17 protein-coding genes and 1 pseudogene are annotated in these 21,693 nt (G+C 66.1%); 13 read left to right on the top strand and 5 right to left on the bottom strand.

Annotated features, from left to right (window positions below):
* Window positions 1–4: 4 nt before the first annotated feature.
* The 3 genes from ACSBQT_RS16320 to ACSBQT_RS16310 form a co-directional block, all read right to left on the bottom strand.
* Window positions 5–538 (bottom strand): O-acetyl-ADP-ribose deacetylase, encoded by a 534-nt coding sequence (locus ACSBQT_RS16320; protein WP_410710896.1) that lies wholly within the window; start codon window positions 536–538, stop codon window positions 5–7.
* Window positions 539–629: 91 nt separating this feature from the next.
* A complete protein-coding gene (locus ACSBQT_RS16315; RefSeq protein WP_039207979.1) occupies window positions 630–854 on the bottom strand; it encodes a sulfurtransferase TusA family protein in 225 nt (74 codons plus the stop codon).
* Entirely contained in the window at window positions 851–1,906 is a 1,056-nt protein-coding gene (locus tag ACSBQT_RS16310) for a YeeE/YedE family protein (RefSeq protein ID WP_410710897.1), read from the bottom strand. The genes ACSBQT_RS16315 and ACSBQT_RS16310 overlap by 4 nt, the downstream gene beginning before the upstream one ends.
* Before the next feature lie 209 nt (window positions 1,907–2,115).
* On the opposite strand from ACSBQT_RS16310, the gene ACSBQT_RS16305 reads away from it, so the two are divergent.
* The 11 genes from ACSBQT_RS16305 to ACSBQT_RS16255 all read left to right on the top strand — a co-directional run bounded on the left by ACSBQT_RS16305 (window position 2,116) and on the right by ACSBQT_RS16255 (window position 14,201).
* Window positions 2,116–3,300 carry a 4-hydroxybenzoate 3-monooxygenase gene (locus tag ACSBQT_RS16305; RefSeq protein ID WP_435002107.1) on the top strand — a complete coding sequence of 395 codons (1,185 nt, stop codon included), beginning with the start codon at window positions 2,116–2,118 and terminating at the stop codon, window positions 3,298–3,300.
* 62 nt (window positions 3,301–3,362) lie between these two features.
* On the top strand, window positions 3,363–4,187 hold the full coding sequence (gene pcaH, locus ACSBQT_RS16300) for a protocatechuate 3,4-dioxygenase subunit beta (protein WP_410710899.1): 825 nt from the start codon (window positions 3,363–3,365) through the stop codon (window positions 4,185–4,187).
* Window positions 4,180–4,764 carry a protocatechuate 3,4-dioxygenase subunit alpha gene (pcaG, locus tag ACSBQT_RS16295; protein WP_410710900.1) on the top strand — a complete coding sequence of 195 codons (585 nt, stop codon included), beginning with the start codon at window positions 4,180–4,182 and terminating at the stop codon, window positions 4,762–4,764. The genes pcaH and pcaG overlap by 8 nt, the downstream gene beginning before the upstream one ends.
* A gap of 6 nt (window positions 4,765–4,770) precedes the next feature.
* The gene (locus ACSBQT_RS16290) at window positions 4,771–6,141 is read left to right on the top strand and encodes a lyase family protein (RefSeq protein ID WP_410710901.1); all 1,371 of its coding nucleotides are present in this window, start codon (window positions 4,771–4,773) and stop codon (window positions 6,139–6,141) included.
* A 44-nt stretch (window positions 6,142–6,185) separates the two neighbouring features.
* Window positions 6,186–7,514 (top strand): bifunctional 3-oxoadipate enol-lactonase/4-carboxymuconolactone decarboxylase PcaDC, encoded by a 1,329-nt coding sequence (gene pcaDC, locus ACSBQT_RS16285; RefSeq protein WP_435002106.1) that lies wholly within the window; start codon window positions 6,186–6,188, stop codon window positions 7,512–7,514.
* Between the two features lie 155 nt (window positions 7,515–7,669).
* Complete coding sequence (locus tag ACSBQT_RS16280; RefSeq protein WP_410710902.1) at window positions 7,670–8,881, top strand: MFS transporter; 1,212 nt, start codon at window positions 7,670–7,672, stop codon at window positions 8,879–8,881.
* Between the two features lie 107 nt (window positions 8,882–8,988).
* Window positions 8,989–9,723: a peptidylprolyl isomerase gene (locus ACSBQT_RS16275; protein WP_410710903.1), complete on the top strand. Its 735-nt coding sequence runs from the start codon at window positions 8,989–8,991 to the stop codon at window positions 9,721–9,723.
* A gap of 200 nt (window positions 9,724–9,923) precedes the next feature.
* Complete coding sequence (locus ACSBQT_RS16270) at window positions 9,924–11,360, top strand: MFS transporter (protein ID WP_435002105.1); 1,437 nt, start codon at window positions 9,924–9,926, stop codon at window positions 11,358–11,360.
* Between the two features lie 246 nt (window positions 11,361–11,606).
* A complete protein-coding gene (locus ACSBQT_RS16265) occupies window positions 11,607–12,404 on the top strand; it encodes a basic amino acid ABC transporter substrate-binding protein (RefSeq protein ID WP_410710905.1) in 798 nt (265 codons plus the stop codon).
* 226 nt (window positions 12,405–12,630) lie between these two features.
* The gene (locus tag ACSBQT_RS16260; RefSeq protein ID WP_435002110.1) at window positions 12,631–13,425 is read left to right on the top strand and encodes an amino acid ABC transporter permease; all 795 of its coding nucleotides are present in this window, start codon (window positions 12,631–12,633) and stop codon (window positions 13,423–13,425) included.
* Window positions 13,425–14,201, top strand: coding sequence for an amino acid ABC transporter ATP-binding protein (locus ACSBQT_RS16255; protein ID WP_323127782.1), 777 nt, complete (start codon window positions 13,425–13,427; stop codon window positions 14,199–14,201). Before ACSBQT_RS16260 ends, ACSBQT_RS16255 begins: the two co-directional genes overlap by 1 nt.
* A 22-nt stretch (window positions 14,202–14,223) precedes the next feature.
* Here ACSBQT_RS16255 and ACSBQT_RS16250 read toward each other — a convergent pair.
* Window positions 14,224–15,240, bottom strand: a pseudogene (locus ACSBQT_RS16250) (proline racemase family protein).
* A 12-nt stretch (window positions 15,241–15,252) separates the two neighbouring features.
* Window positions 15,253–18,075, bottom strand: a complete 2,823-nt coding sequence (locus tag ACSBQT_RS16245) for an aminotransferase class I/II-fold pyridoxal phosphate-dependent enzyme (protein ID WP_410710907.1) — start codon at window positions 18,073–18,075, stop codon at window positions 15,253–15,255.
* A 188-nt stretch (window positions 18,076–18,263) separates the two neighbouring features.
* On the opposite strand from ACSBQT_RS16245, the gene ACSBQT_RS16240 reads away from it, so the two are divergent.
* Together ACSBQT_RS16240 and ACSBQT_RS16235 are read left to right on the top strand one after the other, a co-directional pair.
* Entirely contained in the window at window positions 18,264–19,985 is a 1,722-nt protein-coding gene (locus tag ACSBQT_RS16240; protein ID WP_435002104.1) for a thiamine pyrophosphate-dependent enzyme, read from the top strand.
* Window positions 19,986–20,049: 64 nt separating this feature from the next.
* The gene (locus ACSBQT_RS16235; protein ID WP_435002103.1) at window positions 20,050–21,681 is read left to right on the top strand and encodes an amidohydrolase; all 1,632 of its coding nucleotides are present in this window, start codon (window positions 20,050–20,052) and stop codon (window positions 21,679–21,681) included.
* Window positions 21,682–21,693: the final 12 nt, after the last annotated feature.

The following is a 21,693-nucleotide window of genomic DNA, read 5'->3' as shown; positions in this document are numbered from 1 at the left end:
GGCATCACCACTGATCGTGGTCGAAGACCTGGCAGAACACGCTGGTCATCTGATCGCTGAAGAGAACGAACTGCACCTCGTCGATCGATTCCCAGCGTCCGCGGGACCGTCCGTCGACGATGACGGAATGAGCCGCCTCGGCGACGTCCCTGGGCGACCAGCCGTAGACTCCGCCGCCGATGGCGGGGAACGCGATCGAAGAGGCTCCGACCTCCTCGGCGAGGTTGAGGCTCGATTCGAAGCAGGACTCGAGGATCTCAGGATCGGCCTCGCCCGCGTTCCGATTCGGTCCGACCGTGTGGATGACCCAGCGGACGGGCAGATCCCCCGCCGAGGTGGCCACGGCCTGACCCGGCGGCAGACCGCGTACATGAGTCGTCTGTCTGACCTCACGGCAGGCTTCGAGGAGCGCGGGACCGGCCGCGCGGTGGATGGCTCCGTCGACCCCGCCGCCACCGAGCAGCGACGAATTCGCGGCGTTGACGATCGCGTCGACGGTCGCCTCGGTGATATCGCCTTCGAGAACCGTGATCTTCATGTCTTGAGTCTAGACATCTGCACTGACATTTCACGTCGGCCGGCACAGCTTTGCAGCTGCGCCGGCCGATGTGGTTGGTGTCTCCTGCGATTCAGGCCTTCTGGACGGTGATGGTCCAGCTGGCGTCGGTGACCCGGTCGAAGTGGGTGACGGGGTAGCCGTTCTCGGCGGCCCATTGCGGGATCGCCTCGGTGGCCTGCGTGCAATCGAAGTTGATGACGAGTTCGTCACCGGCTTCCAGACCGGTCATCGCGTCCTTCGCTTCGACGAGGGGGAAGGGGCAGACCTGGCCGTCGGTTTCGAGTACTTGCTTCATACTGTCCTGCTTTCCGCCGCGGGCGCTGCGGCCTGCGACTTCTTCGGTTTGATGGAGACCTTGGCGGCGATTCCGGAGCCGACGATCATGAAGACCATCGACACCCAGCCCTGGTATTCGAACTGTGCGGTCGAGACCATCGCGTTGCCGACGGTGCAGCCGCCGGCGATGGCCGCGCCGACGCCCATGCCGATGCCGCCGATGATCGACTTGATGATCGTGCCCTTGTCCGGCACGCGCACCCGGAACTCACCGGAGGCCTTGGCGGCGATGAAGGAACCGACGAGGATGCCGATGACGAGCATGACGCCCCAGTCGATGAGCTGCGTGTCACCCGTGGTGAGGTATCCGGCGAGGTTCGCCGAGGGGGTGGTGATACCCAGACCGGAGTTGCGGCCCGTGGCGGCCGACAGCGGCCAGGCGATCGTGGCGATGATGCCGATAACCACGGCCGTGGCGAAGGGGTTCCAGCGCTTCTCGGTGAGCAGGTGCGCCAGACCGGTTTTGCGAGGCGGCAGGGTGGCCATCGGGGCCTTGAGTTTCCGCTTGTGGTGGACGGTCAGCCAAATCGCCACGGCGGAGATGACGGCGACGAAGACCCAGGGGCTGATGCCGGTGCTCGCCTGCAGACTGCCGTTGTCCAGGGTGATACCCCGGATTCCTTCGGTGAAGCCGGCGAGCGGACCGAGCTTCATGACCGCAGAGAAGAGCGCGTAGAAGATGAGGGCGAACCAGCTGCCGACGAGGCCTTCACCGGCTCGATAGTAGGTGCCGGTCGCGCAGCCTCCGGCGTAGACCATAGCCCAGCCGAAGATCAGTCCGCCGACGATCGAGGCCAGCCACGGGAACGGCGCCGCCTCGAGGGTGATGACTCCGAAGCTGTTGAGCAGGAAAAGGCCGATGGAATGCACGGCGATGAGCACGATGAGTGCGGAGAACCAGCGTGTGTTCCCCGTCAGCGTGAGGTCGCGGAAGGCGCCGGTCACGCAGAAACGTCCACGCTGGAAGACGAATCCGAGGACGAGGCCGACGATGAGTCCGGTGATGATCATTGAGCTGCTTTCTGTTCACGGCAGGTTCGCGGACGAACACAACAACCGTCAATTTTGCTCAACAATCGGGGATCAGTCAACCATGAGCGACAGGGAGCGCCGCAGGAGCACCGCCAGCACCGCACATCTCCCATTCATTGAGAACGTCGTCGCCTCACGTCCGTGACTGGGAGCACACTGTTGAGAAGAGAGAAGGCAAGGAGGCCAAGGTGGCACAACTTCAGACAGACGTCGCGATCGTCGGAGCCGGACCAGCGGGACTCATGCTCGCGCACCTGTTGCACAATGCAGGCATCGAGTCCGTCGTCATCGACAATCGCAGCCGCGACGACATCGCCCACACCCACCGCGCCGGCATCCTCGAAGCAGGATCGGTGCGCATGCTCGAGGCCGCAGGCGTCGAATCGCGCGTCCACACGGACGGGCACCGCCACGACGGAATCGACATCCGAGTCAACGGCTCTTCAAACCACTTCGACTTTCCCGAACTCGTCGGCGAATCCGTCTGGCTCTACCCCCAGAACGAGATCTTCGTCGACCTCTCCGACGCCCGCGAACGGACCGGCCGCCCCACCTATTTCTCGGTCACGGACACCCGCCTCGGCGATATCGAGACCGAACGTCCATGGGTCACCGCCACCACCTCCGACGGCGACGAGCTGCGCATCGACGCCCGCTACGTCGTCGGCGCCGACGGCTCCCGCGGACCCTGCCGCTCGATGATCCCCGACGGCACCCGGCAGCGCTTCTTCCACGAGTACCCGTTCGCTTGGTTCGGCATCCTCTGCGAAGCCCCACCCAGCCACGAAGTCCTCATCTACTCCCGCTCCGAACGCGGCTTCGCACTCATCTCCCAGCGCTCCGACAACGTCCAGCGCATGTACTTCCAGGCCTCCCCCGACACCGACGTGGCCGACTGGTCCGACGACCGGATCTGGGCCGAACTCCAGGCCCGCGTCGACGGCCCCGACGGCTTCGAACTCAAGACCGGGCCGATCTTCGACAAGACCGTGCTCCCCTTCCGATCGGCCGTGACCGAGCCGATGCAGCACGGTTCGATGTTCCTCGCCGGCGACAGCGCCCACACCGTCCCACCGACCGGAGCGAAGGGCCTCAACCTCGCCTTCGCCGACGTCGCGGTGCTCGCCCCGGCCCTCATCAAGGCACTCAAGGACTCCGACGCCGAGGCGCTGGCCGGCTACTCGCAGACCGCGACCAAACGCGTCTGGAAGGCCCAGAACTTCTCGTACCAGATGACACGGATGCTCCACACCGACCCGACTCAGGATGCCTTCGAAACGAAGCGCAGCCTCGGCGAACTCCGGTCCATCCTCGAATCCGACCACGGTCGCCGCTACCTGGCCGAGTGCTATACCGGTTGGCCGCACGGCTGACCCACTCCCCCACCGACCCCACCACGATGTCAACCGACGAAGAGACGAAGAAAGGTTCGACGATGAGTCCACAGCAGAGCTCGGACACCGACGATCAGCCAGTGAAAGGCCCCGACGACGCAGCCGAATCCCAGGCGACACTGTCTGCCGAGATCGACGGCATCGAAGCGCAGTACAAACAGGACGTCGCCGGCGGCAAGAAGCCCGAGACCCAGCCGCGACTGGACTACCAGCCCTACCGATCATCGATCCTGCGTCACCCGACGAAGGACCCCCGCCACACCGACCCCGAGACGATCGAGCTCTTCTCCCCCGCCTTCGGACACCGGGACATCGGCACCCTCGAATCAGATCTGACCATCCAGGCAGACGGCGAGCCCATCGGCGAGCGCATCCGCGTCACCGGTCGGGTCCTCGACGGCGAAGGACGCCCGGTGCGCAACCAGCTCGTCGAGATCTGGCAGGCGAACTCGGCCGGACGCTATATCCACAAGCGCGACCAGCATCCGGCCCCGATCGACCCGAACTTCACCGGCGTCGGCCGCACCCTGACCGGCGACGACGGCTCCTACTCGTTCACGACGATCAAACCGGGCCCCTACCCGTGGAAGAACCACCACAACGCCTGGCGACCGGCCCACATCCACTTCTCGCTCTTCGGATCCGAGTTCACACAGCGGATGATCACCCAGATGTACTTCCCCGGGGATCCGCTCTTCGCCCTCGACCCGATCTACCAGTCGATCACCGACCAGAAGGCCCGCGACCGCCTCGTGGCGACCTATGACCACAACATCACCGAGCACGAATTCCTCATGGGCTACAACTGGGACATCGTGCTCACCGGCGCCAACCGGACCTGGATGGAAGAAGAGGACGATGACTGACACCCCCACGACCCCTGATCTCACGCCGACCCCGGGCCAGACCGTCGGCCCGTTCTACGGCTACGCGCTGCCCTTCGAACACGACAATGAGCTCGTCCCGCCCGGCTCGGCTCGCGCCGTGCAGCTGACAGGAACCGTGTACGACGGGGCCGGCGACCCGGTCCCCGATGCCATTCTCGAGATCTGGCAGCCCGATGAGCACGGCACTGTCCCCCGCCAGACGGGATCGCTGCGCCGCAACGGCTTCACCTTCACCGGCTTCGGCCGCGCCGCCGTCGACCCGGAAGGCGAGTTCAGCTTCTCCACGGTCAACCCAGGCCCCACCGAGGTGGGCAAGGCACCCTTCATCAGCGTCGTCATCTTCGCCCGCGGGCTGCTCAATCGTCTCTTCACCCGCATCTATCTGCCCGAGGACACCGCGGCCCTGGCCGCCGACCCGCTCCTGTCCTCGCTCGACGAAGACGAGCGCACCCGCCTCATCGCCACTCGCGGGGCTGACGGATCGCTGCACTTCGACATACGGTTGCAGGGTGAGGAGGAAACCCCCTTCCTCCGATTCCCCAGCCACGAGGACTGAAGCGACATGACCGACACCGCCCACACCCGGTTCCTCTTCGCCCCCGGCGATCTGCGCGGATCCGAAGCCATCGACGACGCCGCGTTCATCACCGCGATCGGCCAAGTCGAGACCGCTTGGATCGTCGCGCAGGGACGGGTGGGGCTGGTGTCGTCGGAGATCCGCGCCGAGGTGGCCGCCGCCATCGATGCCACGATCCGCACGCTCACGGACGATCACACCGAACTCGAGTCCCTGGGTGAGGCCGCCGAATCCGGCGGCAACCCGCTCATCCCGTTTCTCGCCCGCGTCCGCTCCCGGCTCTCCCCCGAGGCCTCGCGATGCCTGCACCGGGGACTGACCAGCCAAGACGTCATCGATACGGCGATCGGGCTGCTCGTCTCCCGCGTCGTGCGGCAGATGCAGGCGCGCCTCGAAGTCATCGGCGCCTCCCTCGTCGAACTCTCCGACGCTCACGCGAGGACCCTGTGCCTGGCCCGCACCCTCACCCAGCCGGCCCTGCCGACGACCTTCGGCCTCAAAGCCGCCGCCTGGGCCGCCGAGGTCAATGAAGTCCAGGGCCAGGCACCCTACGTCGACTATGTGCAGGTCGGCGGGGCCGCCGGCACCCGCGCCGCGATCCGCTGGTTCGCGGGAGAGACCACCGAATCCCTGTTGCGCGAATTCCACGTGCAGATGGTCGGACCCGACGCGGCGCTCACCCAGATCCCCGTCCCCTGGCACACCGACCGCGTCCGCACCCTGTCTTGGGGTTCCCACCTCGCCCAATGCGTCACCGTGGGCGCCTCCATCGCCCGCGACATCCTCATCGGCGTGCGCCCCGAGATCGGTGAGCTGTCCCTGGCGTCGACCGGCGGATCTTCGACGATGCCGCACAAGTCGAATCCCACCTCGGCGGTGCTGCTCCACCGCAACGGCATGCGCGTCCCCGGATCACTGTCCACCCTGACCACGGCTGCCGCCGAAGCCATCGAAGAACGCTCCGACGGCGCCTGGCATGCCGAATGGCCGGCCCTGTCCGAGCTCATGACCCTGGCGATCTCCTCGCTCATCATCCTCGACGAGATGATCGCGGGCCTGAAGGTCAACGCCGAGGCCATGCGCGCGAACCTCGACGCCGCCTCCCCCGGGATCTATGGGGAGAAGCTCGGCATCGTCTTCGGCGACCGGATCGACAAAGACACCCGGGCAGCCATCATCGCCCCCGGCTCCGACCCGGTCGCAGCACTTCGCGCCGAGATCGGCGACGAGGACGGAATCGAGGAGTTCTTCACCCCCGAGACCTACCTCGGTGAAGCCGAGGACATCCGCCGCACCATCCTGGCGACCATCGACAGCTCCGGACCGCAGGAGATCGACCTGCCGCCCGTCGACTGAGACCCGTATTCCGACTTGAGAACCGACCGAAGAAAGTGACACCCATGGACCTCACCGCATCCGTTCTTGCCGCACCCGCCTCCCCTGCCGCCGATGCCCGAGTGCTCGTCGTCCTGCCCTCGCTGGGCACCTCCGTGGCCGCCCTGTGGCAGCAGGCCGCGACCGAGCTGACCGCGCTCAGCCCGGAGACGACGGTCATCGGCATCGACCTGCCCGGTCACGGTCGGTCGGCTCCGCTCGACGTCCCCGCAGGGACGTCGGTGGCTCCGCGGATGACGATGTCCGACCTCGCCGAGGCGGTCCTGGCCACCCTTGATCGAGTCCTTCCGGATGTGGCCGCCCCCGGAACCCCGGTCGACCTCGCCGGGGATTCGATCGGCGGAGCCATCGGACTGCAGATCGGCCTCGACCATGCGGATCGCTTCGGTCGCATCGCAGTGTTCTGCACCGGAGCGAAGATCGGCGAGGCCTCGGCCTGGGAGGAGCGTGCACAGACCGTGGCGACCTCGGGCACGCCCACCCAGATCATCGGTTCGGCTCAGCGGTGGTTCGGTGAGGGGTTCATGGACCGTGAACCCGAAGCCTCGGCGGCACTGCTGCATTCGCTGCAGGACGCCGACCGGTTCTCCTACGCCTCCCTCTGCTACGCACTCGCCGATTTCGACGTCCGCGGCCGCCTGCCGGAGATCACCCGCCCGGTGCTGGCCGTCGCCGGTTCCGAGGACCAGCCGACTCCGGCGACGAAGCTCGCCGAGATCGCCAACGCAGTCCCCGGCGCCCTGCTCGAAGTCATCGAAGGCGCCGCCCACCTCGTGCCCGCCGAGGCTCCGGCCGTGACCGCGGGACTGCTCAACGACTTCCTCGCCGGGAAGGGACTCGGCGCCGGGGCCGGCGGTGCTGCGGGCGCAGGCGCTTCCGGGGCAGACACGAGCCCTACCGGTGCGGCGCTGCCCACCGCATCCGGGCCGAGGGAGGCCAGTCGGGACGAGGTCCGCGAGGCCGGAATGACCGTGCGCCGTCAGGTGCTCTCCGACGCCCACGTCGACCGTGCGAACGCGAAGGTCGACGACTTCACGAGCGACTTCCAGGACCTCATCACCCGCTACGCCTGGGGAGAGATCTGGACCCGGCCCGGTCTCGAACGGCGCATGCGCTCGGCGATCACGCTCACCGCCATGATCGCCGGCGGCCACGAAGCCGAACTCGCCATGCACGTCAAGGCCGCGCTCCGCAATGGGCTCACCCGCGATGAGATCAAGGAGGTCCTCCTCCAATCGGCCATCTACTGTTCGGTGCCGAGCGCGAACACCGCCTTCTCCGTCGCCTCGCAGGCCCTGGCCGAATACGACGCGGAGGAAGCGAACGCGGACTGAGCGTTCACACGGTGCGAACGGCCACCTCGGCGAGGGCACGCCGGGTCGACGCCTGTTCGAATCGTCACATTGCGTCCTCAGGGCTACCGAGCGGCGGTGATGAGCAATAGGCTGGTGCGGTCGTCCCACGCACCCCTCGTCTCCGAAGGAGTCCTATGAGCGAAGCACCGGTCTCCCGCGGAGTCTACAAATTCGCCGTGTTCGCCCTGGCGATCGGCGCCTTCGCCATCGGTGTGACCGAATTCGCGACCATGGGTCTGCTGCCGATGATCGCCGAGGAGCTCGGTATCACGGTCCCCCAGGCCGGGCACGCAGTGTCGTTCTACGCGATCGGCGTCGTCGTCGGCGCACCTCTGATCACGACCATCGCCGCCCACATGGACCGCAAGCTGCTGCTCCTGTGCATGATGGGCCTCTTCGCCCTGGGCAATCTCGCGTCGATGCTCGCTCCGACGGCCGGGCTGTTCAACATCGCCCGCTTCGTCTCGGGCCTGCCCCATGGTGCGTACCTCGGCATCGGAGCCGTCGTCGCCGCCTCCCTCGTCCCCGCGAACCGCCGCGGCCGGGCCATGTCACGCGTGATGCTCGGCCTGACGATCGCGAACATCTTCGGCGTGCCCTTCGCCGCGGCACTCGGCAATATGTTCGGGTGGCGCAGCGCCTACGCTCTCGTCGCCGGTCTCGGAGTGCTCACCGTCATCATGGTCGCCGTCGGCGTCCCGCGCGTGAAGCTCGGCGCGGTGCCCTCGGCCCGCGGTGAGATCAAGGCGCTCGGACGCGTGCAGATCATCCTCACCCTCGTTGCCGGCTCCGTGGGCTTCGGCGGAATGTTCGCCGTCTACACCTACATCACCCCGACGATGACCGACGTCGCCGGAGTCCCCGGCGTCGCGATCCCGTGGGTGCTCGCCGTCTACGGCCTCGGCATGACCGCCGGATCCCTCATCGCCGGACCCCTCGTCGACAAGTCCATCGAGCGCTCAGCCACCGGCGGCATGATCCTCTCGGCTCTCGTGCTCGCCGCCTTCGGCGCCTTCACCCATATCGCGGCCGTTGCCATCATCGCGCTCTTCCTCATCGGCGTCTCCGGGTCGATGATCACCACGGCCCTGCAGATGCGCCTGTTCCGCGAATCCCACGACGCCCCGAGCCTGTCCGCGGCCATGAACCACGCCGCCTTCAACCTCGCCAATGCGCTCGGCGCATGGCTCGGCGGAATCGTCATCACCGCCGGCCTCGGCTACCGAGCACCGTCCTGGGTGGGCGTGGGTCTGTGCCTGTTCGGACTCATCGTCATCTCCATCGCGATCTTCCTTCGCCGAGGCGGCTCCCCTGAACCGAGCACCCGCACCTCCGTCGACACCTGAGCCCCAGGCCGCGCCGAGAAACGGGTTGAGTGTCGAGAAACGCGTGTGCACGCCCGTGTCTCGACGCCGCGCCCGTGTCTCGATGAAAGTGCCGATACGATGAACGAATGGATCACCCTGCGCCCAGTCGCTCTCATGCCCTGACCCGTCGCCCGAAATCGGCCGTCGTGCTGACCCTCGCGGCTTTCGCTGTCCTCGCTCTTCTGCTGCTGAGCGGATGCGGATCGTCTGATTCCGAGGGGGATTCCGCAGAAGGTTCCGGAGAATCTGACTCCTCGGCCGCGGCGGGAACGTGCTCATACCCCGCCGATTCGCAGTCCGCGGCGAAGGACGTCGAAGCACCCGCAGAGGAACCGGAGGCCAAGGGCAGCATCACGGCCACCATCGCGACCTCGGCAGGCGACCTGGCCGCCACCCTGGACGCCGATCGCACCCCGTGCACCGTCAACAGCTTCCTGTCGCTGGCCGCGCAGAAGTACTTCGACGACACCGAATGCCACCGCCTGACCACCGAGGGCATCTTCGTCCTCCAATGCGGCGACCCCACAGGCACCGGCTCCGGCGGCCCAGGCTACTCGTTCGCCGATGAGCTCGACGGCTCCGAAACCTACCCGGCCGGCACTCTGGCCATGGCGAACTCCGGCCCGGATACGAACGGCTCCCAGTTCTTCGTCGTCTACGACGACAGCTCGCTGCCGCCCGACTACACCGTGTTCGGACAGCTGGATGAGAAGAGCACGAAGACCGTCGCGGATCTCGCTGCCAAGGGCACGGACTCCGGCGCCGGCGACGGCGCACCCAAGGAGAAGGTGACGATCACCGAGGTCATCACCGCGGACTGATCGTCCGTCCGAGTTGTCCAGAACACTTCGACCACCTAGTAATCCCAATTGGTGAGACTCGGAATTCACGTTTTGTGAGACGAGCGTAATCTCGGTTCGTCGCCGTCGACGCTGTGCCAGACACAGCGCCGACGGCCTTTTCCATTGGCACGGACCACCCGCCCGTGCCTGCACTCACGAAACAGCGGAGCACCACCACCATGTCCACCGAAACACAGCCGGAGAATTCCTCCTCGGCACCCGGAGTCGACGACGACGCAATCGCTGCGACTCGGAAGAACAACACCCGCGGCAAGGTCCTGACCGCCTCGATGGTCGGCACCACGATCGAATTCTTCGATTTCTACGCCTACGCCACGGCCTCCTCGTTGGTCTTCCCGGCCCTCTTCTTCCCCAATCAGACATCGACGACTCAGCTGCTGAGCTCGTTCGCGATCTTCGGCGTCGCCTTCGTCGCCCGCCCACTCGGCTCGATCATCTTCGGCCACTTCGGTGACCGCGTCGGCCGGAAGAAGACGCTCATCGCCTCCCTGCTCATCATGGGCATCGGCACCTTCCTCATCGGCCTGCTGCCGACCGCCAGCACGCCGGGCTGGGTCGTCCTCGCCCCGCTGTTCCTCGTCCTCCTGCGCTTCTGCCAGGGCGTCGGCCTCGGCGGCGAATGGTCGGGCGCGGCACTGCTGGCCACCGAGAATGCTCCGAAGGGCAAACGCGCCATCTGGGGCACCTTCCCACAACTCGGCGCCCCCGTCGGCTTCATCATCGCGAACCTGCTCTTCGTCGCCCTCGGCACCTGGACCTCCCCCGAGGCATTCCTCGCCTGGGGCTGGCGCATCCCATTCCTGCTCTCGGCCCTGCTCGTCGCCGTCGGCCTCTATGTCCGCATGTCGCTCATGGAGACCCCGGCGTTCCAGCTCGTCGCTCAGAAGCAGCAGATCTCGAAGGCCCCGCTCGGGCGGGTCTTCGCCACGAGCTGGAAGCCGCTCATCCTCGGCACGTTCATCATGCTCGCGACCTACGTGATCTTCTACTTCATGACCGCGTTCACCCTCACCTACGGCACCTCGCCGGCCACCCCCGAACAGGCTCAGACCGCCGCCGAGGCGGCCGGGAAGACCTTCGACCCTGCGGGCTTCGTCGCAGGGCTGGGGTACTCGAAGAACGAGTTCCTCACCTACCTCATCATCGGCGTCGTGTTCTTCGGCATCTTCACCGTCGTCTCCGGACCACTGGCGGAGAAGCTGGGCCGCCGGAAGATGCTGCTGGGGGTGACCGTGCTCATCGCCGCCTACGGACTCGTCGTCAACGCCCTGTTCAACGCCGGCACCCCGGGAGTCATCATCGGTCTCATCGTCGGCTTCATCCTCATGGGGCTGACCTTCGGACCGATGGCCGCGTACCTGCCGGAGCTCTTCCCCGCCAACGTCCGATACACCGGATCGGCGATCTCGTACAACATGTCCAGCGTCATCGGGGCCGGTCCCGCACCGTTCGCCATGGTCGCTCTGTGGCAGGCCGAAGGAGGGTCGATCTTCTACTGCGGCCTCTACATCATCGCCGCAGCGATCCTTACGATCATCGCCCTGTGGCTGGCCAAGGACACCTCGGAGATCGACATGGAGGATCAGCTGAGCTGAGATTCCTGAATCAGGGCCCGACCAACGTTTTCGTTGGTCGGGCCTTTCGCGTCCACGGTCGACTGCCGAGCGGCCGTCCCGATCACCGGGAATGACTACGATTTCGTCACAACCACCTCGGCGATCATCGATGCGACATGAGTGTGACCCAGTTCACGGTAGGATTTCTCACAGACACTGCTCAGACGTCAACGTCAGAGCGGACCGCGTACGTGACTCACCTGTCACCGATCCCCTGGAGGAACTATGAAACGACGCTCGAGCCTGGCCATTGTGGCCGCCGGCGCCATGCTCGCCCTGTCCGCTTGCGGAGGCGGAGGCGATTCCGAACCTGCAGCGACCGCAGAGGGTGGAGTCCCCCTGGTCAAGGAAGGCAAGCTGACCACCTGCACCCACCTGTCCTACCAGCCCTTCCAGTTTGAGAAGGACGGCGAGGTCGTCGGATTCGACGTCGACATCGTCGATGCCGTCGCAAAGAAGCTCGGCGTCGAACAGGAGATCATCAACACCTCGTTCGAGACGATCACCTCGGGCGCGGAGTTCAATCAGCAGAAGTGCGATGTCGCGGCAGCGGCGACGACGATCACCCCCGAACGCGAAGAGGCCACGGACTTCTCCGAGCCGTACTTCGATGCGAACCAGGCGATTCTGACGAAGGCCGACAAGACCGCGAAGGACGAGAAGGCGCTCAAGGGCTTCAAGATCGCCGCTCAGTCCGGCACCACGGGCCTCGACTACGCCACTGAGAACTTCAAGGATTCCGAGGTCATCACCTACGAGGATCTGCCGCTCTCGCTCGAGGCCCTCAAGACCGGTCAGGTCGATGCCGTCATCAACGACAACGGCGTGCTCTACAACTACAACACCGAGAACAAGGGGTTTGCTGTCGGCTTCGATATCAAGACCGATGAGCACTACGGCATCTCGATGAAGAAGGGCAACACCGAGATGAAGAAGGCCGTGGACGACACGATCAAGGAGATCAAGGACAACGGCGAGTACGACAAGATCTACAAGAAGTGGTTCGGAGAAGCACCGAAGTGATCACCTGCGAATGGGCGGCCTGCTGCGATGAAGTCGTTGCAGGCCGCCCGTTCGGCTGAGTTCGACCGACCTGCCTGAGTCTTTTCCAACTCTCACGGCACGCATTCCGGCGGACACCCCCGCCACAGTTTTTCGAAGGACAACCATGTCAGTTCCCACCGCGAGCGAGGACGGCCGCCAGACCGGCCCAGCCGTCCCGACCGCCACCGCCACCCCGAAAGCGAAGATGAGCAAACGCCAGAAGGCGAAGCTCTCCCGCGGCATCCAATACGCCATCCTCGTCGTCATCGCGATCATCGTCGCGCTGGTCGCCGACTGGCCGACGCTCATCGACACGTTCGGGCGCTTCGACATCGCCGCCGACATGTTCCCCGAAGTCATCACGGGAGCGCTGAAGAACACAGTCGTCTTCACCGTTCTCGGCTTCGCCCTCGGCCTGGCGATCGCTCTTGCCGTCGCCCTCATGCGCCTGTCCTCGGTCGGCGTCTACCGCTGGCTGGCGACGATCTACATCGAGTTCTTCCGCGGGCTGCCCGCCCTCGTCGTCTTCCTCGTCATGGGATTCGGTCTGCCGGTGGCCTTCCCCGGCTTCATCCTCCCGCAGCTCGTCATCATCATGATCGCCCTCGGACTCGTGTCCTCCGCCTACATGGCGGAGACGATCCGCGCCGGTATCCAGGCCGTGCCGAAAGGCCAGATCGAGGCCGCCCGCTCACTGGGTATGTCATCATCGCGTGCGATGTTCACGATCGTCCTTCCGCAGGCGATGCGCATCATCCTGCCGCCGCTGACGAACGAGCTCATTCTGCTGACCAAGGATTCATCGCTGGCCTACATCCTCGGATCCTCCGTCGACGGCCGTGAGCTCGCCGCACTCGGCCGCGCCGAGATCGTCAACACCGCCAACCTCACCCCCTTCATCGTCATCGCGCTGTGCTACCTCATCATCACGATCCCGCTGTCGTACCTGTCGCGGGTCCTCGAGCGCAAATACGGTTCCGCAGATTCTGGAGTGAAATGATGACAACCACCTCGCACACAGGGACGAAGACCCCGATCATCGCGATCCGCAACCTCCAGAAGAGCTTCGGCACGAACCAGGTCCTCACCGACATCAACCTCGACGTCGACAAGGGAGAGGTCGTCTGCGTCATCGGCCCCTCGGGTTCAGGCAAGTCGACGATGCTCCGATGCATCAACACGCTCGAGACTCCTACCGGAGGGTCGATCGTCGTCGACGGCATGGACATGACCGACCTCGATCTCGACATCGACGCCGCGCGCACCCGTATCGGCATGGTCTTCCAGTCCTTCAACCTCTTCGCCCATCTCACCGTGCGGGAGAACCTCACGATTGCGCAGACGAAGGTCCTCAAACGATCGAAGGCCGAGGCCAACAAGGTCGCCGAGGCGAACCTCGCGAAGGTCGGGCTGTCCGAGAAGATGGAGGCCAAGCCGGGATCGCTGTCCGGCGGTCAGCAGCAGCGCGTGGCGATCGCCCGGGCCCTGAGCATGGACCCCGACGTCATGCTCTTCGACGAGCCGACTTCGGCGCTCGACCCGGAGACCGTCGGCGATGTCCTCCAGGTCATGCGCAACCTCGCCGAGGCGGGAATGACGATGGTCGTCGTCACCCACGAGATGGAGTTCGCCCGCCAGGTCGCCGACCGCGTCGTCTTCATGGACGGCGGAGTCGTCGTCGAAGCCGGACCGGCCAAGGACGTCATCGGCAATCCCCAGGAGCAGCGGACGAAGGACTTCCTCTCCCGCGTCCTCCATCCCGGCCAACTGGGGTAGCGGTCGGCGTCTCCCCGTAGGCTCAGAGGGTGAATCCGGCGGGGAACGGGTCGCTGGGGTCGAGCATGAACTGCGAGGTCGCGGTCAGCCAAGAACTGCCGGTGATCGTCGGCACCACGGCCACGTGCTCGCCGACGGTCGTCTCCTCGACGAGGCGGCCGGTGAATGAGGTACTGATGAAGCACTCGTTGACGAAATCCGTGTTCAGGCCCAACTGTCCGCGGGCGTGCCGGACGGCCATGAGCGCACTCGTCCCGGTGCCTCCGGGCGACCGGTCGAGCCAGCCGGGGTGTTTGATGAGCACATGGCGGGCATCCGGCGCTTCGCCATCGGGCACCGGCTCCGTCGGCGGGGTCAGGAACACGACATGTTCGCAGCCGCGGAAGCCGGTCTCCGGATGCACCGGGTCGATCTGCTCGTTGACGGCTGCCATGATCTCACGGCCTGCAGAGATGAAGTCCCCGCCGCGATCGCGCTCGAACGGGATGCCGACGTCGGCAGCGGAGACGAAGGCGTAGAAGTTCCCGCCGAAGCCGATATCGCAGGCGATCGTCCCCCGTCCGGGCACCTCGACGGACTGGTCGAGGGCGTGCGCATACGAGGCGACGTTGACGATGGTCACGGACTGTGCGCGCCCGTCCCGGACGACCACCTCGGCGGTGATGAGCCCGATCGGGGCATCCAGACGCACGGTCGTGACGGGTTCGACGACGGGCACCATTCCCATCTCGACGAGCACCGTCGCGACCGCGATCGTGCCGGCGCCGCACATCGGCAGCACCCCTGTGACCTCGATGAAGAGCACTCCCCAGTCCGCGTCGGCACGGGTCGGCGGCTGCAGGATCGCACCCTAGAGCCACCCGTGTCCGCGGGGTTCGCACATGAGGAAGGTCCGCAGATCGTCGGAGTTCTCGATGAACCACTCCCGGCGATCGGCCATGGACTCACCGGGGAATGGTCCCACTCCCCCAGTGACGACGCGGACGGGCAGCCCCTCGGTGTGGGCTTCGACGGTCTGGATGAGACGGTTGGTCTGCACGGTCGATCTCGCTCAGTTCTCCAGGACCTCGTTGAGGATGACGCGGTAGCCCTGGCGGGAGTCATAGCCGTGGATCTCGCGGGTGTCCAGCGCCGACATGAAATCGAGCACCTCGGCGGTGATGACCTGTCCGGGCACGAGCACCGGAAACCCGGGCGGGTACGGGGTGACGAATCCGGCCGAGACCGGCTGTTCCCCGTTCTCGACACGGCGCCGCAGCTCATGCGGCAGCACATGCTCGATGTTCTGGCGGCGCAGCCCCGCATAGTAGGCGGTGCGCAGGTCGCCGTCGGGCAGCTGCTTCGACGGGTCGTCGGCCGGGACCTCGGCGGCGTAGTCAGGGGCGAAGGCTGAGAAGTCGGGCAGCGGCGGCATCACCGCGGCCGGTTCGGTCAACGCGTCCTGTTCGTGGAGCTCGTGCGGATCATTGAACATCCCCGCCAGTTTGACCAGCACCTCGATGAGGTAGGCGATGGCCGAGCGTGAGGTGCCGATGTTCGTCATGAACAGCACGGTGTTCCGGCTCGTCTTGTTCACCTGGATGCCGTAGCGGTCCATGAGGTGCTCGTGCTTGAACGTATCCCCGTCGACTCCCGTGCCCGAGATCTCGACGGTGATGCGGCTGGGATCGACGACGAATTCGTCGCGGACCCAGGCGTCCCACATCGTCGACAGTCCATCGCGCAGCGGCATCGTCCGTTCGGTCACCCGGTATTCCTCGGGGATGAGATCGGCGGCGGTGAGCACCTTGAACGTCTTCTTCAGCAACGGGTGACGCGCGATCGCCGAGGACAGACTCATCGCCAGGTCGAGCTGCTTCTGCACCAGTGCGAAGCCCTCCATCTCCACCTGCCTGCGACCGAGGTCGAGGGACGCGAGGATCTGGTAGTTCGGCGACGTCGAAGTGTGGGTCATATACGCCTCGTGGAAGGCATCCTCGGCGCCGGAGGAGAACTCCTGATCATAGACGTGGATCATCGACCCCTGACGCAGCGCGGTGAGCGTCTTATGCGTCGACTGGGTCGCGTACACGCGGATCGTCGCGTCCGGCGGCGGCAGCAGGTCCTCCTCCAGCCACACCGAATCGGGGGCGGGGGCGCCGGTCTCGGGATCGAACAGGCGCTTCTGCTGCTCCCGGTACGCAGCAGCGTGGGCGTTCGTGGACAGGTTCTCCTCCAGGGTCTCCGCGGCGACCATGGCGGTGCGCTTGCGGGTGACCGGGTGGAATCGGGCGAAGGCGAACCAGGCTTCGTCCCAAAGGAAGACGAGGTCGGGCTTGATCGCCAGGCATTCGGACATGACCTTGTAGGGGTCGTAGACGATTCCGTCGAAGGTGCAGTTGGTCAGGGTGATCATCCGCACCTCGTCGAGGCGGCCGGCGGCACGGTAGTCGAGCAGCAGCTGCTTGATCCTGCCCAGCGGCACCGCCCCGTAGAAGGCGACATCGTTGAGGGGGTACGCCTCGAGGTAGGCGGTGCGAGCACCGGTGAGCATGAGCGCATGGTGGTGGGACTTGTGGCAGTTGCGGTCGACCATGACGACCTCGTCGGGTGAGACGACGGCCTGGTGGACGATTTTGTTCGCCGTCGACGTGCCGTTCGTGACGAAGTACGTGCGCTTGGCACCGTAGGCGCGAGCGGCCAGCGACTGCGCCTTCTTCAGCGTGTGCACCGGTGCCAGCAGAGAATCGAGCTCACCGGAGGTGGCACTGGATTCGGCCAGCAGCAAGTTGAGTCCGTAGAAGTCGACGAAGTCCCCGATCCACTTCGAACCGACGACAGAGCCGCCGCGGGAGACTGGCAGTGCATGGAAGACACCAGCCGGACGGCGGGCGTGCTCACGGATCGCGTCGAAGAACGGAGTGTCGTAGAGGTGCTGGATGCGGCGCAGCAGAGACAGGTGGAGTTCGAACTGGTCCTCGCGGCGGAAGACACGACGGAACCGGTGGGTCAGGGCACCTGCGAGGCTTTCGATATGGGCGCCTGCCATGAGGTAGAGGTCGAGTTCGGGGCGCAGATTCGCCAGGGTGTCGGCCAGCCGCAGCACCCGGCGCACCGAATTGAGCGGACTCATCGGCGCCGTCGGCGACTCCTTCGTCGAGGTGTGCGCGAACTCGATGGAATCGCGCAGGTCACGGCTGAGCACCTCGCGGGTGTTGTCGGTGAAACCGGGACGGATGACGCAGGCGAGCAGGTTCGGGTTCGTCAGGGCCGCCGCCACCGCATCGTCGGCGGTGGGCACGATGACGTAGTCGTAGATGAACTGGTCGGAGGCGTTGCGGAGTTTGAGCAGATCCGTGTGCAGCTCATCGCGGCCGCCCTCGGTGGTCTCGTCGACGATGAGGACCTCGAAGCGGGGACGGGTGTCCTGGCGGTCCTTGAGTTCGGCGCGCTCATCCTCGGTGAGGTCGTCTTCACCGGTGTCGGGCACGGTGGTGCCCCGGAGCCGGTTGACCGCACGTGTGATCATGTCGTGCGCACGGTCGAATTCGCCGTTCGAGAGCAGGTCGGTGATCTCCTCGACATAGCGCTGACCGAAACCTGCCCAGTAGAGCTCGATCGTCTTCAGCGAACGCAGCGAGCGCCACACCTCGCCGTCTTCGGCGATCATCGAGAAGTCCCCGCCGCTGACGGCCAGACGTTTGATCGCGAACTTCAGGTACTCCCACGCATCGGAGCGCAGCCGCCACGTGCTCGCCGGCATTCCCGGATCCCGCTCGAGCTGCGCCCGGCGCGGCGTCGAGGGGGCTCCGACGCGACCGTGCCTGCGGCCGCCGCCGAGGTCGGCGGGCTCAAACTCCTGCGCCGTTGCCTGGTCGGAGTCGATTCCGGTCATGCGAGAGCCTCCTGGCTGTCAGTCTCAGTCCCCACCCCGGTCCGGTGTGGAATTCCTGCTCACGGGCTCAGTCGGCGGACCGTACTGATTCCGTTGTTGCACGATCATACGACCTCACAGTTTCGAATGGGCAGGGTGGTGGGCAGTTGAGACAACCACAGGAGGCGAAATGATGATAAGCATGGAGTATGGACACCTCCGCGTCTCTTTCTGCAGGTCATCTCATCGTCGAGGAACTCGAAACACACGGAGTCACTCGCACCTATCTGGTTCCCGGCGAGTCGTACCTCGATGTCATCGACGGACTCCGCGATTCGTCGATCACCCCGATCGTCTGCCGCCAGGAGGGCGGGGCCGCATATATGGCCGTCGCCGAGGGGCGGATGACCGGAGTGCCCGGAATCGCCATGGTCACGCGTGGTCCCGGTGCGGCGAACGTCAAGGTCGGCGTCCACACCGCCTACCAGGATGCGACCCCGCTCGTCGTCTTCGTCGGCCTCATCCCCACCGATCATCGCGGTCGCGAATCCTTCCAGGAATTCGATCTGGACGGCTGGTTCTCCTCGACCGCGAAGAAGGTGCTCACCCTCGATGACCCCGATAAGGCCGCCGAGGTGGTCGTCGACGCCATGCACACCGCCGTGACCGGGCGGCCCGGTCCCGTCATCGTCGGTCTGCCCGAAGAGGTCCTCGTCCGCCCGAGTTCGGGAACGGTGCTGCCCCCTCGCGTGCACGGTTCGGCCTCACCGTATGCCGGGGACGTCACGGAGCTGCGCGCCCGCATCACCGCCGCCGACCGTCCCGTTCTCATCATCGGCGGCGAGGACTGGTCGCCGTCGACCTCACGGCGCATCGCCCAGTGGTCACGCGACCGCGGCCTCGGCGTGATCGGCACCTTCCGCGCCTATGACGGCATCGACCACGACAGTCCGAACTTCCTCGGCATCTTGGGCTACGGTGCGGCCCCCGTGGCGAAGAGAGTCCTCGCCGAGGCGGACCTGCACATCTACTTGGGCTGCGTCCGCACCGATGTGGCCACCGACGGGTTCACGAACGGCGTCGACCAGCGCACCGTCGTCATCGGCCCCGATGCCGATGCGCACGGTCACTTCGGTCGTCTCGACCAGCACATCGTCACCTCGGTGAGCCGGTTCGCGCAATCCCTGTTCACCGAGGAGGGCACCCGCACCTATTCGGTCTCCTCCGACGGGTCGATCGACGAACCGCCGCTCGGCGATGACCTGTCCGAAGCGGCCGGGGATGCTGTGCCGCTGCCGGATTGGGTCGCCGAGGCTCGGGCCGAGCTCGAGGCGTGGCGGACACCGCAGGCGGCAGCGTCGGGGTCGGCCGCCTCGGCGGGATTCGTCGACATGGACGAAGCCTTCGTCCATGTGCAGGACCTGCTGCCGGACGACGCGATCATCACCTACGGGGCGGGGAACTTCTCCGGCTGGGCGACCCGGTTCCTGCCTACGCACGGGTTCCCCTCGGCGCTTGGGCCCCGCAACGGGTCGATGGGATTCGGCCTGCCTGCCGCGGTCGCCGCCGCGCTCGTCCATCCGGAACGGTCCGTATTCTGCATCGCCGGCGACGGGGATTTCCTCATGAACGGGCAGGAGATGGCCACGGCCGTCCAGTACGGCGCGGACATCACCGTCGTGCTCAACGACAATTCGGTCTACGGCACGATCCGCGGTCATCAGGACCGCGAATATCCGGGCCGCGCGACGGCCACGGCACTGCAGAACCCGGATTTCGCAGCCATGGCCACGGCGTTCGGCGGGTTCGGCATCCGCGTCGAGCGGACCGAGGACTTCCGCGACGCGTTCGAACAGGCGCTGGAGCACAAGGGGCTCTCGCTCGTCCACTGCATCACGGATCCGGCCGTGCGCGGGGCGCGCCTGCCGTGAACTCAGCAGCGGCCTGCCGTGAACGGTGGGGCGGATGGCGAACGAATCTGACTAAGGTGGATGCATGAGAATCGACGCGATCTTCACCGACCTCGACGCATTCACCCTTGATCCGACGCGCCCGCGGGCGCAGAGGATCGGGGTGTGGGGCAACCGGATCATCGGCTTCGACGAGGAGCTCGACGGTGTCACAGCCGATCGTGTCGAGTCCCTGGGCGGGGCGACTGTGCTGCCGGGCTTCAACGACGTCCACTGCCACACGACCTGGTTCGGTCTCACCCTGGCCTCTGTCGATGTCACGGCGCTGCCCGGCGGTCTGCCCGATGTGTATGCCGCACTCGAGAAGGCCGCGGCGACGACTCCGTCCGGGGAATGGATCGAAGCCACGGGGTATGCCCACCGTGACTACGACGGGCAGTACCCGGACCTGAACCGTCTTGACGAGATCACCGGGGACCGGCCCCTGTTCATGCGGCAGACGTCCGGTCATGCCGCGATCGCCAACACCGAGGCGATGCGTCGGTCGGGGATTCTGGACCCCGGCTTCGAGGAGCCGGTCGGCGGCAAGGTCGTGCGTGACGCGGCCGGACATCCGACGGGGCTGATCGAAGAGACCGCGCAGACTCTGGTGCAGGATCTCATCCGCCCGTATTCGCTCGACACCGTCGTCGACGCCCTCGATCTGGCGACGGCGTACTACGCGAAGGAGGGCATCACGTCCTTCGGCGAATGCGGAATCGCCTATGGCTGGATCGGGCACTCCCCCATCGAGATCAGCGGCTACCTGCGGGCTCGGGAGGAGGGCAAGCTGCGGGCGCGAGCTCAGCTCATGCCGCAGGCCGACGGGCTGCACCCGATCGCGGCGAACTCCGCCGACGGGTTCGGCATCGGTCTGGATGCGGGACTGCGCACCGGCCTCGGCGATGATCTCATCTCGATCGGGCCCGTGAAGTTCTTCATGGACGGTGCCTTGTCCGGCGAGACCGCGGCGCTGCGGGAGAACTATGCGGGCAAGGACCACCCCGGTTATCTGCAGGACGACGCGGAGGTGCTGCGTCAGCAGATCCTCGACACCTATGCCTCCGGCTGGTCGCTGGCCGTGCACGCCATCGGTGATGCCGCCGTGGATGCCGCGGTCGCCAACATCGTCGAGGCGCAGCAGCGCTATGGCCGCCGGGCGGTGCCCAACCGGATCGAGCATGCCGCATTGGTCCATGACGAGCACCTGGCGACGCTGGCCGAGCACGGTATCGTCGTCACTCCGCAGGCGGCGTTCGCCGACGGAATCGGGGACGGGATGAACGCTTCGCTCGGGCCGGACCGCCGGCACCTGATCTACCGGGCGAAGTCGTTCGTCGACGCGGGTGTGCCGATGGCCGGCAGCTCTGACCGTCCCTGCGCCGACGGGAATGTGCTGCGCGGAATCGAAGCCTTCGTCACCCGCAGGACCCGGGGCAGGGACGTCATGGGTTCGGCGGCCGAAGCCCTAAGCGTCGATGAGGCGATCGCGGCCTACACGGTCGAGGCGGCGAAGGCCTCGGGCCAGGGCGCGGACAAGGGGACGCTGAGCCGCGGCAAACTCGCCGACTTCGTCGCTCTGGAAACCCACCCGGCAAACGTCGTTGCCGACGAGATCGCGCAGATCCCGGTCAAGGCCACGATCCTAGGCGGCGAATACACCCACCAAACCCCCTGATTACTACCTGAC

The organism is Brevibacterium sp. H602 (assembly GCF_051172395.1).
Taxonomy (GTDB): Bacteria; Actinomycetota; Actinomycetes; order Actinomycetales; family Brevibacteriaceae; genus Brevibacterium.
The sequence above is the reverse complement of the archived record's forward strand: the minus strand, read 5'-3'. Positions and strand labels throughout refer to the sequence as shown.

Coding starts and splice junctions, on each gene's coding strand:
- ACSBQT_RS16320 (WP_410710896.1), bottom strand. CDS start 538: ATGAAGATCACGGTTCTCGAAGGCGATATCACCGAGGCGACCGTCGAC.
- ACSBQT_RS16315 (WP_039207979.1), bottom strand. CDS start 854: ATGAAGCAAGTACTCGAAACCGACGGCCAGGTCTGCCCCTTCCCCCTC.
- ACSBQT_RS16310 (WP_410710897.1), bottom strand. CDS start 1,906: ATGATCATCACCGGACTCATCGTCGGCCTCGTCCTCGGATTCGTCTTC.
- pcaH (WP_410710899.1), top strand. CDS start 3,363: ATGAGTCCACAGCAGAGCTCGGACACCGACGATCAGCCAGTGAAAGGC.
- pcaG (WP_410710900.1), top strand. CDS start 4,180: ATGACTGACACCCCCACGACCCCTGATCTCACGCCGACCCCGGGCCAG.
- ACSBQT_RS16290 (WP_410710901.1), top strand. CDS start 4,771: ATGACCGACACCGCCCACACCCGGTTCCTCTTCGCCCCCGGCGATCTG.
- pcaDC (WP_435002106.1), top strand. CDS start 6,186: ATGGACCTCACCGCATCCGTTCTTGCCGCACCCGCCTCCCCTGCCGCC.
- ACSBQT_RS16280 (WP_410710902.1), top strand. CDS start 7,670: ATGAGCGAAGCACCGGTCTCCCGCGGAGTCTACAAATTCGCCGTGTTC.
- ACSBQT_RS16275 (WP_410710903.1), top strand. CDS start 8,989: ATGGATCACCCTGCGCCCAGTCGCTCTCATGCCCTGACCCGTCGCCCG.
- ACSBQT_RS16270 (WP_435002105.1), top strand. CDS start 9,924: ATGTCCACCGAAACACAGCCGGAGAATTCCTCCTCGGCACCCGGAGTC.
- ACSBQT_RS16265 (WP_410710905.1), top strand. CDS start 11,607: ATGAAACGACGCTCGAGCCTGGCCATTGTGGCCGCCGGCGCCATGCTC.
- ACSBQT_RS16260 (WP_435002110.1), top strand. CDS start 12,631: ATGAGCAAACGCCAGAAGGCGAAGCTCTCCCGCGGCATCCAATACGCC.
- ACSBQT_RS16255 (WP_323127782.1), top strand. CDS start 13,425: ATGACAACCACCTCGCACACAGGGACGAAGACCCCGATCATCGCGATC.
- ACSBQT_RS16245 (WP_410710907.1), bottom strand. CDS start 18,075: ATGACCGGAATCGACTCCGACCAGGCAACGGCGCAGGAGTTTGAGCCC.
- ACSBQT_RS16240 (WP_435002104.1), top strand. CDS start 18,264: ATGGACACCTCCGCGTCTCTTTCTGCAGGTCATCTCATCGTCGAGGAA.
- ACSBQT_RS16235 (WP_435002103.1), top strand. CDS start 20,050: ATGAGAATCGACGCGATCTTCACCGACCTCGACGCATTCACCCTTGAT.